Source organism: Streptomyces sp. NPDC026575 (assembly GCF_055567415.1).
This window is the reverse complement of the sequence record NZ_JBVHQM010000033.1, coordinates 1-16169: the sequence shown is the minus strand read 5'-3', so window position 1 is coordinate 16169 and position 16169 is coordinate 1. Positions and strand designations below refer to the sequence as shown.

General features: G+C 65.7%; 7 protein-coding genes. 5 read left to right on the top strand and 2 right to left on the bottom strand.

Annotated features, from left to right (window positions below):
- The first annotated feature begins 62 nt into the window (after positions 1-62).
- Entirely contained in the window at positions 63-4484 is a 4422-nt protein-coding gene (locus tag ACZ4NB_RS33010) for an AAA family ATPase (protein ID WP_467666717.1), read from the top strand.
- A 330-nt stretch (positions 4485-4814) separates the two neighbouring features.
- Here ACZ4NB_RS33010 and ACZ4NB_RS33005 read toward each other — a convergent pair whose 3' ends face one another.
- On the bottom strand, positions 4815-5414 hold the full coding sequence (locus ACZ4NB_RS33005; protein WP_467666716.1) for a hypothetical protein: 600 nt from the start codon (positions 5412-5414) through the stop codon (positions 4815-4817).
- Between the two features lie 339 nt (positions 5415-5753).
- On the opposite strand from ACZ4NB_RS33005, the gene ACZ4NB_RS33000 reads away from it, so the two are divergent.
- From ACZ4NB_RS33000 to ACZ4NB_RS32985, 4 genes are all read left to right on the top strand, one after another.
- Positions 5754-7577, top strand: a complete 1824-nt coding sequence (locus ACZ4NB_RS33000) for an ATP-dependent nuclease (protein ID WP_467666715.1) — start codon at positions 5754-5756, stop codon at positions 7575-7577.
- Positions 7578-7959: 382 nt separating this feature from the next.
- Positions 7960-9114, top strand: a complete 1155-nt coding sequence (locus ACZ4NB_RS32995; RefSeq protein ID WP_467666714.1) for an exonuclease SbcCD subunit D — start codon at positions 7960-7962, stop codon at positions 9112-9114.
- Positions 9115-9128: 14 nt separating this feature from the next.
- Positions 9129-12140, top strand: coding sequence for an AAA family ATPase (locus ACZ4NB_RS32990; RefSeq protein ID WP_467666713.1), 3012 nt, complete (start codon positions 9129-9131; stop codon positions 12138-12140).
- 199 nt (positions 12141-12339) lie between these two features.
- On the top strand, positions 12340-14655 hold the full coding sequence (locus ACZ4NB_RS32985; protein WP_467666712.1) for a helicase associated domain-containing protein: 2316 nt from the start codon (positions 12340-12342) through the stop codon (positions 14653-14655).
- Positions 14656-14759: 104 nt separating this feature from the next.
- Here the strand turns inward: ACZ4NB_RS32985 and ACZ4NB_RS32980 are convergent, their stop codons facing one another.
- Complete coding sequence (locus tag ACZ4NB_RS32980; RefSeq protein WP_467666711.1) at positions 14760-15257, bottom strand: hypothetical protein; 498 nt, start codon at positions 15255-15257, stop codon at positions 14760-14762.
- Positions 15258-16169 lie beyond the last annotated feature (912 nt).

Sequence of the window (16169 nt, the reverse complement as noted above, 5' to 3'; positions counted from 1 at the left end):
GGGCTGCCGGCAGGCTGAAAGGTCAGTCGCTAGAGTCAGAGCTCAGGTCTGTAGGGGGAACGGTGGCACGGCGGCTGATCGTCATTGCTGTGGACGACTACGGGGATGCGGACGAGGCCTTCCAAAAGGGAATGTCCAGCCAAGTGGCCACCATCACTGGCTGGTTGGCGGGTGAGAACCTGGCGCCGGAGCACCGGTTTTCCTTGTCTCAGCCGACTGATTTACGCAGCGTGCAGGATGTTCGCAGGTTTCTTTTGGACGAGCAGCTGGAGGCGGTGCGGTACGACGAGGCTCTGGTCGTCTACGTCACCGGCCATGGGGTGGAGAGCAGGACGAACTCCCATCACTACCTCACCTTCACCCACACCGATCCGGAGCGCCTGCTGGGTACGGGCTTCCCGACGCGGGAACTGATCGCGGCAGTGCTGGACACCGAGGCCGAACATGTTCTGGTCTTGATTGATTCGTGCTTCGCCGGGGTCTTGCACGCCGAACTTGTCGCAGCAGCCCAAGACTTGGCTGATAGGCGGCGCAAGTGCCCAACCATCGGTGTAGTGGTCAGCGGCGATCTCTCCGAGAGACCCCGTGTCGGGGAGTTCACCGAGGTCATCTCTCGAAGCCTGAGCAAGCTGGCGGATGATGCCGTTGGATTCGTCAACCCTCACCTTTCCTTGGCTGAGTGGGAGCAGCTGCTGGGGCAGGTCGCTGACGAGCATCCCAACCTGATCGAGGCCAAGTGGCTGTGGCCTGACCGACGGCGGGATGTGCCCAGCGTGTGTCTGCCCAATCCGCACTACCGGCCGTCTCGCCCGGTGGTTGCCGCCTCCCGCCAGGAGGTGTCGTTGCCGCGGACGGTACTGGAGCAGTACTGGGCTTCGCGTGCATCGGGTCGTGTGGACGAGAGCGACCCCGGCTGGTACTTCAGCGGTCGCGCAGATCTGATGCGTCAACTGGTGGATTTCGCCACGGATGGCACCGGGGTCTTGGTGGTGACCGGAGCAGCGGGATCGGGCAAGTCAGCCCTGCTCGCCCGATTGGTCACACTAAGTGATCTATTATTCTTGTCGGACCCTTTGATGGCCGAGATGGCCCGATCCCTCCCCGACGGACTGTGTCCGCCTGAGGGAACGGTGGACGCGGCAATCCTCGCCCGGGCAAAAACATCCCTGACTTTGATCCAGGATGTTCTGCAGGCGTGCGGGACTCCGGAGACCTCCGACAGCGCCCTGCCGCTGCCGGCGCTGCTGAAGCATGTGCAGGCGTACGCCGACAGAGCGGGCCGGGCACTGACCTTGGTGATCGACGGGCTGGATGAAGCCCAGGAGCCGCTGGCATGCATCAGTGATGTGGTGGCACCGCTGGCCCGGTTGCGGGATAAGGAAGGGCAACCTGCGGTGCGGCTGCTGCTCGGGGTGCGCAGCTCTGGTCAGGGCAGGCATCCCCGGGACGAACCACTCAAAGATGCGAGTGCCGATCGACTGCTTGCCGCGCTGCTGGAATCCTTGGAGATGGAAGCTGGCCAGCACGTGCCGTGGGAGCTGCTCCGCGCGGACGACACCGATACAGTCTCCGACATCGCGCAGTACGCCGCTGCTCTTCTCAGCCAGGAGTCCAGCCCTTACGAACAGGCATCGCAGCAGACAGAGGCTACCGCGGAGATTATCGCCCGCGCGGTGTGGCCATCGTTCCTTGATGCCCGCCTGGCGGCCAGGCAATTGCGCACCCTGGCCGAAGTGCAAGACCTGGCGGACCGGACATGGCTTGACCGACTGGAGTCAGGGACGACCTCCCTATTGCGGGAAGACATCCAACGCGTCGCCCGCGACCACAACATCTCGGATGTGTTGTTGCTCGGAGTGCTACGGGCCACAGCCTTCGCCCCCGGCGCCGGTCTGCCGTGGGCCGAAGTCTGGCCAGCGGTCGCCCGCGCCGTTGCAGGAGGTGAGCCGCAAAACTTCGATCAGATTCAGGAGGCCATCCGCACTGTCCGTTCCAGCAGCCTGGTCGGGTATCTGGCTAGCGGCAAGGAAGACGGTCGCGCTACCTACCGGCCCGTGCACCAGCGGGTGGCCGAAGCACTGATCAATCAGCCAGCCACACTGCTACCAGCGTCTGACATCGAGGCCGATGCCCCCTCACAGTCGAGATTCGCTGCGATTCGCGAGCCACGGCAGGTCCATCGCAGTATCACCGATGCCCTCGGCGCACTGGTTGTGTCCGCCCGCCCCTATCCACCGCACCCCTACGTGCGGCGTCACCTCACAGCGCACGCTGCCGCGGGCGGAGTGCTCGATGACGCGCACCTGCCCCTCGATCTGCTCCTCAAGGAGACATCAGGAACCCTACGTGCCCGGCTGCGTCTTCCATTGCCTGTCGATGACCTCAGCCGGCGCAACCTGACCGCGGCTGCCCTCACCGAGCCTTACCTGGATGACACCGTAGATGCCGAATCCCGGCTCAGCAGTGTCATCTTTCAGCGACATGCTCTAGGCGGAGAACTCAGCACCGAAGGAACACTGCCGTTCACCTCCACCGCACCGCACATCAACACGGCTCCCGCTCTGGATCCAGCGTGGACCCGGTGGCAGCCCAGCAGCAACGTGGTCGCCCCGCCGGGCGGAACGGTCACCGCTCTTTGCGCGTTCGCCACCGCCGATGGACGTACCATCATCGCCTGCGCCACGCGCTCCGGAATCCAAGTGTTTGACTGCGCCGACGGACAGCAACTCGTGCACATCGCGCTGCCACATGTCAGTGACCTCACAACGCTCAAGAGCAACAGCGGTCGGACGTTCCTGGTCTCGGCCAGCAAGAGCGGCGCACACGTGTGGGACCCCCTGTCAGGCCGGAGCGTGGCACATCTACCAGCTCCCGGCAGCCGGGCACTCGCAGTTAGAGTGCTGCGGGAAGGCTCCTCCCGATGGATCGTAGCCGTGTTGACCCGTCAACGGATGCTGTGGTGGAGACCCACGGAAGACCGCGTCACGAAAGTTGCTTATCCTACGGACCTGGGTGACGTGCGTTCGGCGGTTCTTGTCCAAGGTCACGCCAACAACCGGTTCTTGGCCTTCCCGGGTAATCGCCCGGGAGGCGTGCTGATGTGGGACGTGACCTACGAGCCCGGTCCCATTGGGTACCTGGGCTTCCAACGTGATTTCACCGGACAAACGATGACCGCTGTCAGGGGGCCTCAAGGCCATGACGTGCTGGTCACCTCACACGGCTTCAGACATGGTCTGTACATCTGGGATCCCGCAACAGGCAACCAAGTAGGGCACCTAGGTGGAGCAGCGCAGTATCTCGCATCCGTCAACGGGCCGAACGGACATACAGTCCTCGCCTTGGTCCGGCAACGGGCCCTGACAGTACTGGACGTCACCCGCTCCCTGTCAGAACCGCTCGCCGAGATCCCGGCCGACACCTTGCGCGCAGTGGCTGGTGTCACAGCGCCCAATCAGGAATGGACAGTAGCCACAGCCGGCGACGAGGGCATCCGCCTGACCGTCCCCAAACAGGCCAGCCGTGTGGTCCGCAGAACGCGCACTGAGGACATGCCCTTCCCCCCAGCGCGACCTCGCAGTATGTGTCTGCTAGCCGACTCCTACGGTCTGATGGAGAGGATTGCCGTCGCAGCAGGAAGCCGCGTGCGCTTCTTCGACCCCAGCAGCGGCCGGGAGACCGGAAGCATCCGCATACCAGGTGTCCAAACCATCTGCGCTATGAAGGATCCACGTATGCGACGGTTCAGCGACGAGATGTTCGCTGCGGCCACTCCCCGGGAGATCATCGTCCAGAGCCTGCGCGAGAACCAACAAGTCGGTGTGCTGTCTACCAGTTCCATCCAGACATGGGCCACTGGGTGGCTGCCTGGTGGGGATCCAGCAGTGATCACTGCAGGCGGTCAGGGACTCCAAGTGCACGGCTTGACCATGGAGACGCCACTGGAGCTGCCCTGCCGCTTCCCTCCACGTGAGATCACAAGTCTGCAGATGCTGCCCTCGCCCCTGCGCTCCCCCCTAGTGGCTGCCGCGACGCGTGACCGCCTCGCTGTATGGGATCTCAAGGCGGGAGAGTGCATCCACGACTTCGACCTTCCGCGCGGCTCCCGTATCCACGCGCTGAGCGTGGTCCGCATGCGAAACCGCCACGGCTTGCTGGCCATTGCCACCAACGACGAGGTAATCCTGTGGAACACCGAAACGCTGACGGTACAGACCAGCATCGGTACTCAATCCGACAGCAGCACGGTGCTCACCCCACTGCATCTGGACTCAGGCCATACACTGCTTGCCACAGGCGGGGGTACCGGGGTGCGACTTTGGAATCCGTGGACTGGGCAGCTCGTCCACACTCTGTTGACCGCCGCGCCCGTGACCAACCTTGCGGCTTCACATAGCACGACCCGTCCGCTGCTGCACATAGGCGGCCCGACAGGCGTCGCTTCCGTCGCAGTGTCAGCGGATCTATTTACACCACGACTCTGAGGGCACGCAGCAGCTCAGGTTTGAACAGCTAGTCAGTCGTGCTCCATACTCTCCTGTCATTCGGCGCATCACTTCCTTGCACCGCGGCTTCACCCACCAGAACCTCTACCCCGTGGACTGCCTGCTGCGGCTTCGCGAGGCTGGCGCGCGCAGCTGGAGTGCTGGGGCACGCAGGCCTTGGGTGCTGGTGTGGTGCGCTGGGATGTGGAGTCCACCTGCGCGCCCTGCTCGGCCTTTCCCACCCCTGACCTCAGTCAACCGTGGTGAGGTCGCCAGCTCTCAGCCGGCGGCCGTCAGCGCACCATCGTCGCACAGGCCGAGAGAGCAGCCTCATGGACTGGTTATTGTCAAGCGGGTTAGCCAGTAGAGGGCGGTGTCCATGTCGCGGGCCGTCCAGGTGTGGATGGGGCGTGGGCCGATGGCCAGGAGTTGATCTATGGCATCCATATAGCGGCCGTAGCGGCCGGGGGTGTGTCCCAGAGTGATGCCGAGCGCATGCAGACCGGCGTGTGCTCGTCGGTCGTAGACCGCCATGCGTTCCGGTGCGGCCGCGGTGAGGAGGGCTGAGGCGAGGGCGTCACCGGTGCGGAAGCCAGGTAGCGTTGCGAGGGCCGCCCTCCCGGACTTTGCAGCTGATCTGCGGCTTAAAGATGTATCGCGGACGGCGTTGACCGCTGCGGCGGTCACCTCGCGAACATGACTGTCCGGCAGGGCCATCAGGTCGCTGGCCCAGACGGTGTCGGCACGCAGTCTTTTCCACAGCAGTAGCGCACCGATGTCTGCCTTGCTGAAGCTTCCTCTGGCGTGCACGCAACGGACGACGTACCAGAAGGCTTCGTCGTAGAACTCGCTGACCGCAGAGGCGTAGGCATCGCGGGCGGCGACGAGGGTTTGCCACTGATGTTCCGAGAGCACGAGCGTGACGTCCATCCCGGACTTCTTCCTTTCTCGCTCGCTCCGCAACCGGCATCAGCTCAGCAAAGCAGGCTGCTGAGCACGTTGAGGCCGGGTTCGGAACAGCACCTTTCTCATCGTCACGGCGCACTAGAGACGGCACGAGCGTCAAGCTCGACATACCTCCCCGGACCTTGAGCGACACATCGGCAGACTTGCTCGGAAGGCTTCCAACAGCCAGTAGGTGCGGTCCTGTTGGCCGATGACCTCTAGTATGACTGCCTGCGCTGACGACCCAGCTGACTCGGCAGCGCGCGCTACCCGCAGGTCGTACCTCTGCTTGGTGTGAGCAGGGGAGATACGGAGCAGCTCACGGTGCACCTCGACAGTTTTTCCGCGTGCGGCTTCCGCTCCCTGACCCATGTGACGGACATTCCGATCAGCCGTCCCACGATCCTCGCGGGCCGCAACGACGGCGGTAAGAGCGCTGTGCTGACCGCGCTGGCGTTCTTGCTGGGCACGTACCGCCTGGCCGAAGAGGATCGGACCTATGAGCAAGGCGAGGGCGCCAAGGGCCAGCGCTGCTTGGAGACTTGGGTGGAGGGGAGGTTCACCCTCGACGCCGGCGAACAGGACAGCAGTGGTCTTCCCGATCAGGTGAGAATCCGCCGCCGAGCCAGCTCGAGCGACGCGGCTTGTTGGGAGTACTTCGGCAGCCAGCCCGCCGATAGCCGCCTTCACGGACTGGACAGGTTGCTCAAGCCAGCTCTTTCCGCTCTCGTTTCTGAGTTCGGGCTCACCCCGGCCGGTGCACTGAAGGAGGACTTGCTCGCCGCGGTCGCCGACTACGCTGCCACCCTGCCCCAGAACGCGGAGTGGCTGCCGCTTCCCAAAGGTCTGGAAACCCGCTTACCCAGGCTCCTGGCCTTCGGAGGCAAGGACGAGAGCCCCGATGACGCTGTACGCACTGCACTCAGTAGCTGCTACGAGGCGCATCTGGAGGATGAGACTCTGCAAGGGCACGTACGGGAACTCGAAGCCGAGATCACCCAGCGCCTGGAGAAGGAAGCCGACTCCCTGTGCAGCCACATCCGCCAGCACTGCAGCGAATTCGTCGGAGTGGACGTCAAACCCGAGGTCTCGTTCAAAGGAGGCTTCAAGCGAGCCCCCTTGCACGTCTCCCGGGCCGATGGCGAACCCGTCGACCTGACACGCTCAGGACAGGGCAGCACCCGACGGATTGCCCTCGCCGTGTGGGAGTGGACCAGCGACCTACTGGAGAACACCGAACTGGCTGCGGCAGGGGAGACGGGCGACGAGCCAACCCAGACGATCGTCGTTTACGACGAGCCCGACACCCACCTCGACTACCGCCACCAGCGCACCGTGATGGACATCATCCGCAAGCAGTGCGCGTTACCTCACGTCAGCGTCATGGTGGCGACCCACTCGATGAACCTTATCGACGGCGTCGACATCGCCGACGTCGTCCACCTCAAGCTCAACGACAATGGACGCACCGTGGTGGAGCGCCTCATCAACGACTCGCACGACGGCATCGACTTCCACCTGGGGCAGATAGCTGCAGCTCTGGGGCTGCGCAACTCGGTCCTGCTGCACGAGCGCTGCTTCCTTGCAGTGGAAGGAGAGACCGAGCAGCAGAGCGTGCCTTTGCTCTTCCGCCTCTCTCAGGGACTGTCCCTGCAGGCGGCCGGTATTGCTCTGTGGGCCTGTGAGAACAACGAGGGTGCACTGCATCTGGCTCGTTACCTCGTCAAGCACCAGCGCACAGTCATGCTCATGATCGACGCCGACAGTCGCAGCAACAAGCTTCTCAAGGACGAGAGACTGCTCCGCGCCGGCCTCGATCTCGACACACAAGTCACCTACGTGGGAGAAGCCGAGGGCTTCAACGAACTGGAGGAACTCTTCACCGACGAACAGTGGGCCGCCGCCGCCAACGCCCACTGGCCCCGCCCTACCCCGCAGACGTGGACCGCAGAAGACTTCACCGCTCACCGCGCAGGTGGCAAGTTCAGTGGCAACACCCTGCGTATGATCAAGGAACAGGCGGCTGATGACAGCCCCAGTGGCAAGCCCGCCATGGTCTACGCCTTGGTCACTACTCTCACGACGGACCAGGATGTTCCGCAGCAGCTGCGTGAGGCTTTCACTCAGCTGCAGGAGCTGGCTCACTGACTAGGATGCGTGCGGTCCTTACGCCGCTTGAGCATGCGTTCCTTGCGTTGCTGGGCTGTGGGCGTCGTATAGGCATGCCAGCCCACGTCCGCAACCCACTGCCGAGCATGCCCACGTGCCTCGATCCCGCACCACCGACAGCCGCTGGGCGCCGGCACACAATCGGACCGAGCAGAACGCGGTAAGGACATGGCCTACTCCCTTCCCCCACTGCTCATCTTCCCTCCTGCCACTGACAATCACCCGGCGCGCCCGCTGGCCATCAGGCCAATCGGGCAATGAGGGGAAACGTTTCCTCATCCACCTGCATAGCCCCACAAGCCGCCACGTTTATCGGGAAAGCCGCCCGCACCCCCTCCACGAGTGAATACGGTCTGTGCGCATGAGGTTCCTGCACACTTCGGACTGGCACCTGGGCCGTCCGCTGCACCGAGTGCCACTGCTGGACGAGCAGCGCACCTTCCTGGAGCACCTGCTGGAAACAGTGCGGCGCGAACAGGCCGAGGCCGTGGTCGTCGCGGGCGACGTCTTCGACCGTGCCATCCCTCCGCTGGACGCGATAGACCTGTTCAAATGGGTCCTCGAAGAACTCGCAGACCTGCGTGTCCCGCTCGTCATGATCAGCGGAAACCATGACTCGCCACGCCGACTGGGCGTCAATGCCCGGCTGATCGAGCACGCTGGAATCCACCTGCGCACCGGTGTAGATGACTGCGCCCGCCCAGCCATCCTGCACGACGAGCACGGACCGGTGGCCTTCTACGGCCTGCCCTATCTGGAGCCCGGGCTGGTGCACGCCCACCTGGACGCGGAGCGGCCCAGCCATCAGGCCGTGCTCACTGCGGCCATGGACCGAGTCCGCGCTGACCTTGCCGGACAACCCGCAGGCACCCGCTCGGTGATCCTCGCCCACGCATTCGTCACCGGGGCGGACACCAGCGAAAGCGAGCGCGATATCACCGCAGGAGGCGTACCTTCCGTCGCCGCCTCGGTCTTCTCCGGGGTGGACTATGTGGCGCTGGGACACCTGCACCGCTGCCAGCAGATCAGCGACCGCATCCGCTACAGCGGATCCCCGCTGGCGTACTCCTTTTCTGAGGCCAAGTACCCCAAGGCTATGTGGCTGATCGACCTGGCCGCCGACGCCGCCCTCACAGCACGCAAGCTCCCCTGCCCGGTGCCCCGTGCCCTGCACGAGCTGACCGGGGCTCTGCAGGCCCTACTCACCAGCACGGAATACACCCCGTACGAGGAGTGCTGGCTGCACATCACACTGACCGACCCGGACCGGCCGCACATGGCCATGGAACGCCTGCGCCAACGCTTCCCGCACACCCTGAAGCTCAGCTTCTCCCAGGAGCGCCACATCGACGGCGAGTCCTACCGGACCCGCGTACACGGCCGCTCCGACCACGAGATCACCCTGGGTTTCCTCCACCACGTCACCGGCATCCCGGCCACCCCCTCGGAGCAGGACCTCCTGCACAAGGGCCTGGAACGCGTCCGCACCGAAGCCGCCGCGCGAGAGGCCAACTGATGTATCTCCACCGCTTGACCATCCAGGCCTTCGGACCGTTCGCGCACACCGAGGACATCAACTTCGACGACCTGACCGGCGGGGGCCTGTTCCTGCTGCGCGGAGACACCGGCGCGGGCAAGACCAGCGTCCTGGACGCGGTCTGCTTCGCCCTCTACGGCAACGTGCCCGGAATCCGGCCCACCCACCGCCTGCGCAGCGACCACGCGCCTTCCCACACACGGACCCGGGTCATTCTGGAGTTCAGCGTCGCCGGCCGCCGCTTGAAGGTCACACGAACCCCCAAACAGCGCTACCCCAGCTCCCGCGCTAAAAGCGGCGTCGCCACCGCCGAAGCCACCGTGCAACTCCATGAGCAGATCGGAAGCTCACACACCCCCGGTGACTGGGAACCGGTCTGTGCCAACCACCGGGACGCCGACAGGGAGATCGAGGGGGCACTGGGACTGTCCAAAGACCAGTTCTGCCAGGTCGTCCTCCTGCCCCAGGGCGACTTCGCGAAATTCCTGCGGGCAGACGCCAAGGACCGCGCCTCCCTACTGCGAAGGCTCTTCGACACCGGACGCTTCCAAGAGCTGCAGACCTGGCTCGTCAAGCGCAGCAAGGACGCCAAAGACGACCTGGACAAGGTCACCACCGCCGTACAGCACCTCAGTGAACGCATCGACCAGGCGGCCGGCCCGTCCCTGCAGGACGACGTCGCCGAGGGCCAGCCGGTCCGTCCCGACGCTCGGGGCCCCGCCGACGCTCTTACATGGGGCCAAAGCCTGCTCACCCGCGCCCGCGACGCCCACGCCAACGCCCAGGCGGAGGAAGAGAACAGTGACAAGGCCCACCAGGCGGCCAAACGAGACCGCCAGGCAGCCACCGAACTCGCCGCCCACCAACACCAGTACAAACAAGCCCTCGCCCAGCGCTCCGCACTGGACCAGCAGGCCACTGACCATGCGCGACTGCGTGAACAGCTTGACCGGGGCCGACGCGCCGAACCGCTGCGCTCCTTGCTGGATGGCGTGGAGCGCACCGCGCTCGCACTCCAGGAATTCCAAACGACCGAGGAATTCGCCCGCAAACTGCTGGATGCCGCTCACAACCACGCCGAGATAGCACGGCTGCAGCTTGCCCACGACGAGCACCACAGCCAGCGGGGCCGCGTCGAAGCGCTGCTCCCGGACGAGGAACGCCATGCACAGCTGAGCGCCCAGCTGGCCGAACTGAGTGAGAAGGAGGAGCAGGCGCAAGCCGACCACGACGAGGCCATGCGGTGGCTAGAGACATGGCCGGCAACGGAGGCCGAACACACCGCCCTCGTAGAGACCCTGGGCAAGGCAGCGGATCTCATCCCCCAACTCGAACGGGACGCCCAAACCCTGGACACGAAACTCCAGGCCGCACGCAGCCGTGACACGCTGGCCACCCATCTCACCAAGGCCGAAGAGACTGAGACCACACGCCAGAAGGCAGCGCTAGCTGCCAAGCAGTCCTGGCTCGACCTACGCGAGCGTCGCCTGGACGGCATGGCTGGCGAACTAGCTGCCGAACTTGCCGAAGGCACACCCTGCTCGGTGTGCGGTTCCCCGGTCCACCCGACCCCGGCACAGCTACAGGATGACCAGCCCACGCGCGAGGACGAGCAGACCTCCCGAACCGCCTACGAACAAGCCGATGCTGCGCACGGCCAAGCCGCACGTACGCGCAGTGAACTCGCCGAACAGCACGCCCAAGCCCTCGGAGCCGCCGGAACCACCCCGGTCGCAGAGCTCGAGTCGCAGCTTCTGGCTGCTCACACAGCCCACCGGGCCGCCTGCGACCAGGCCGGAATGCTGAATGCTGCTCAACAGGAACTGGCCCGGCTCCGCAGGGAGTGCGACACCCGCACCCAGCTACGCCAAGAGGCCAAAGACCGGCTGACCGAATGCCACACCCGCCACAAGGCTCTGGCGCAGCAGCAGCGCACCATAGCCCTCGCCGTGGACGCCGCCCGCGGCAGCGCCGTGACCCTCGGCGCCCGCATTATCGAGCTCACCCGTGCTGCGGAACACCTGTCGGGCGCCATCGACGCCGCACAGGCAACCGTCGCTGCCGCCGAACGCCACGGCGACGCATGCACCGCCGCAGATCACGTGGCCCACGAAGCCGGCTTTCCCACCCGCGAGGAAGCCGCCGCCGCACTGCAACCCGCAGCCCTCCTGCAGCAGTGGCGGGAAGAACTCGAGCAGTGGGACAAGGACGACACGGTAGTCACCAGCACCCTAAAGACACCCGTCCTGATCGAGGCCAGCCTCCAGCCCCCCGCGGACCCGAAGGCCGCCACCGCCACACTCAAAGAAGCCGAGACACGGGTAAAGACCACCGCCGGCGCGTCGCAGCAAGCCCACGACCGCGTCACCAACTTGACCGGGCTCGTCGACAACCTCGCCGCCCGCCTGACCGACCTCGAACCCCTACAGGCCCGCTACACCCTGGCCGACCGCCTGGCCCGCATCGCATCGGCCACCGACGGGGCCAACACGCTCAGCATGGAACTGGAGGCCTACGTCCTCGCCGCCCGCCTGGAGGAGATCGCAGAAGCGGCCAACGCTCGCCTACAAGCCATGACCTCCGATCGCTATCTCCTCGTCCACAGCGACGAAAAGGACGCTGGCCGACGCGGACGCCTCAAGGCCGGACTGAGTCTCAGAGTCCTGGACACCTGGACGGGAGTCGAACGCGAGACCTCCACCCTGTCCGGCGGCGAAACCTTCACCACCTCCCTCGCCCTGGCCCTCGGCCTGGCCGACGTCGTCACCCAAGAAGCCAGTGGCCGTCCCCTGGGGACCCTGTTCATCGACGAAGGCTTCGGCACCCTCGACGAGCAAAACCTGCAGGACGTGATGGATGTACTCGACCAACTGCGCGCCGGAGACCGGACAGTCGGGATCGTCAGCCACGTCGCCGAACTCGGCCGCCGAATCCCCAGCCAACTCCGAGTGATCAAGCAACGCAACGGGTCCACGCTGCGCCCCGTAGTCGACACTGACCTGTGACCCCCGGGTTCACCCTTGCCGCGCCGAGGTCTTCTCCCGCGGCAAGGACCGCCTGGCCGGACCCTTCGTTCACCTGTTCACACGAGCTCGAATACCTACAAGCCCAGACTTGCCTGCGGCGCCCAGGTCACCGAGGAAGATAGGGAAGGGAAAATCCCCAACAGACACGCCCATAGCCTACGTCCCCCAGCAGGAGAGCATGCCGACCGCAGACCTCGAGCTCCGGCCGCACCAGAAGGAGGCCGTCACCGCAGCCACCAAAACACTGCGCACGCACCCGCGGGCCAGCGTGGTGGCCGCCTGCGGCACCGGGAAAACGCTCATCGCCGCCCGCACCGCCTACCGACTGGCTGCCCGCGGCCGCGTCCTGGTCCTCGTCCCCACTCTGGACCTGCTGTCCCAGACGGTGCGCTCCTGGCATGCGGCCGGCCGCAAAGGCCGCGCCGTGGCGGTCTGCTCGGCCCGCCAGGCAGTCGAGCACCCCTCGGCCGGCGACATCCCGATGACCACCAATCCGGCTGACCTCACAGCCCTCACCCCGGCCGAGGACGGACCAGTCACCGTCTACGCCACCTATGCCTCCCTGCCCACCCTGCTCGCCGCCCACCACACCCACCGCCTACCCGCCTGGGACCTGATCGTCGTCGACGAAGCCCACCGCACCGCCGGCCGCCTCGGCAAAGCCTGGGCCGCCATCCACCACGACGATCAGGTCCCCGCCGCCCGCCGCCTCTACCTCACCGCCACGCCCCGCATCTGGGACCCCGACAGCGACCGCGCCGACGACCCCGTCGCCTCCATGGACGATGAAACTCTCTTCGGCCCCGTCGCCTGGCGCCTGACCCTCTCCGACGCCATCGACCTCGGCCTGCTCGCCGACTACCAGATCCTCGTCCCCGTCGTCGACAACACAGACCTGCGCGACTGGCTCGCCACCGGACCCGGCGCTGGCGTCGACGGCCTGCGTCTGGCCGGCCGCCAGGTCGCCGTCCTCAGAGCCATCCACGACCACAAACTGCGCCGCGTGCTCACCTTCCACCACCGCGTCGCCGATGCCCGAGCCTTCGCCACCACCCTCCCCAACACCGCCGCAGCCCTCCCCACCGACCTGCAGCCCGACGGCCTATGGGCCAACTGGATCAGCGGCACCCACCCACCCCGCATCCGACGCCGCCTCCTGCTCGAATTCGCTCAGCACACTGCCCCGCACACCCCAGCAGTCCTTGCCAACGCCCGAGTCCTGGGCGAAGGCATCGACGTCCCCTCCATCGACGCCGTCGTCTTCGCCGACCCCAAGAACAGCCCCATCGACACCGTCCAGGCCGTCGGCCGCGCCCTGCGCCAACCACCCGGCGCCGGCAAGAAAGCAACCCTGATCGTCCCCGTCTACCTCACCCCCGACGAAGATCCCGACGACCTCCTCGGCGCAGACGCCTACACCCCCCTGTGGCGCACCATTCAGGCCCTGCGTGCCCATGACGAACGCCTCACCGCCCGCCTTGCCGACCCCCGCACCCAGCGCCCGACCATCCCCAGTCACGACCCCGGCGCCTGGCTCCGCTTCGACCGACCCACCCAGGAAGAGGAAGTCGCTCTCGCCCTGACCTTGCGGGTCCTGAACCCTAAGAGCGCCGAATGGCGCCGCGGCCTGGCTGCTGCCCGCCGCTACCACCGCAAGCACGGCCACCTTGACGTCCCCCAGGCCTACGAGGACGACACCAGCTACCCGCTGGGACGGTGGCTGGCCTGGCAGCGCCACCTGCACATCACAGGCGCCCTGGATTCCGCTCGCACCGCAGCCCTGGAACGTTTGAACATCGTTTGGAACCCCCGTCAGCAGGCCTTCGACCGTGGACTCGCCCACGCGGCCGCCTACGCCGCAACCTACGGACACCTGGCCGTGCCCGTCGACCAGCACCATGACGGCTTTGCCCTCGGTCGTTGGCTCGCTACCCAGCGCAAACGCGCTGACCAGCTCACCCCCGCCCGCACGCAGGCACTGCTAGACCTGGATCCGCACTGGAACCCGCCCTGGCCACTGACCTGGCAGCGTGCCTACCACGCTGCCCGCCGACACAGCGAAGCCGGCCATTCACTGACCGAACTGCCCCGGGACTACTCCACCGACGACGGCTTGCGTCTGGGGGAGTGGCTCTATACCCAACGCAACCGACCCCCAGGAGCCCCCGAACAGCAGCAGCTTCTCACCCGCCTGGGTCTGACCGGAGGTAGCCTGCCAGGACGGCAGCCGGCTCTCGACGGGCTCTCAGCCCGCGATCGAGCCTTCCGTCGTGGACTTGCCGCGGCGCAGGCGTTCGGCGCACGTGAGGGGCACCTCGACGTACCGCAGCGCCATGTCGAAGACGTGGATGCAGAGCCGATGAGACTGGGCCAATGGCTTAGCAACGTCCGACGTCGTTGGCGCAGTCTCACCCCCGGCCGCCGACAGGCCCTGCAGGCCGTTGGCATCAGGCCCCCTGCTCACGACCCCACAGACGGTGATACCAAGAGCTGACGGACCCTTCTGCCCTTCTGCCCGTTGCCGCGATCCGTGTCCGATGCCACGAGAACCCCGTAAGCACTTCCAGGCAGGCCAGGTCGAAACCGACGACCGTCTTCTCAGGCAGCGGCGTGTAGTCCAGTACCGGGATGCAGGGACCCGAAGGCGTCGTCGAAAGCAACGGAGCGTGCCATGGCGACTAGATAGTAGGGAGAGCCCGATCCAGCACGTGAGTGCGGGCCACCATGGCCGGCCACCAACACGTCATGGGGCGTGAGCACGTCGAGATTGTCGAAGACGTAGTAGACCGGGAGCTGAGTCCACGCCACCAGCTGGAGGTGGGCTGTGACTGCGGCGCGTTCCACGACATGACGATTGGTAGTGCGGCTGGTCATCCGGCTCTTGCAGTCAATCAGTGCGATCTGCTTGCCTTGGGCCACAATCAGGTCGGGTGTCCAACGCAACGCGCTGCTGGTTCCCCGAAGAGCGGATCGAACGGTGTCGGTCCACATGCCTTGGCCCCACGCGTTGACGCTCCACCCGCGCCGGTTGAGTTCTTGGGCGACGCGCAACTCGTGGGCGTCGCCGACGGCCTTCCTGTGCTGAAAGCTCGGCATACGAGGGAGTGTGGCGCATCGGCACCGGTTCGAAACGACAGCCAGAGGTAACCCGGCCAGGTCAAGCCAGGCGAGTCGGCGGCCCTCGTCGTTCATCACTGTCCATGGGTGTCCGCCTGTGTCCCATAGAGTCTCACCGTGGCCGGTCATAGTTGACCGGATCCCATCGTTCTGCTGCAGGCTGAGTACCTTCCGTAGGGCACGCCAGGCCGACACCAGACGATCGCACCCGCTCCCCCCTCGCCACAGTCAGCTCGGGATGCCTCAGAAGAACGGGATCCCGCGTACAGAACCGGCCGGTTGCTCAGCCAGGGGCCAGAATCTCAGTCGACCCGAGAAGCCATTCCAAGCAGTGACTCCGGGAAGGGCAAGCTCACAGTCGTCAAACCCTCCGACGAAACCGCCTACTCGCCTCCTGCCGCCAGGCAGGCCAACAACCCAAAGCCCGTCTGACCGATAGGCCACACAGCCATGCCACCACCCGGTACAACTCTCAAGCCGTCACTCAGCGCGGGTTCCAGGTGACTTACGAACCATGAGGCACCGTCACAACTAACCCCTCTCCGCCAGGGGAGGGCCAACTCAAATAACTGCCTAACTAACCACTAGGACATCACCACCCCCGAGCGAGATTCAATGAGCAATGCTCTTCAACCCCGGCCCGTCAGGGACGGGTATCAGCACAACTACCAACTAACAGTCATGCCGCCAGGCATGACGTCTCATCAGCTTTAGGGCCGTCAGGCTGGAACCGCTCTAACGGAGCCATGCACGTGGGCCCGGCAGGGCCCACCCTGACACCAACTAACAGTCATGCCGCCAGGCATGATGACGCGCCACCTTACGGGCCGTCAGGCCCGTGGGGGGGGTGGCCGTCAGGCCAACCTAAGAGCCTTCAGGCTCTCCGCCCCC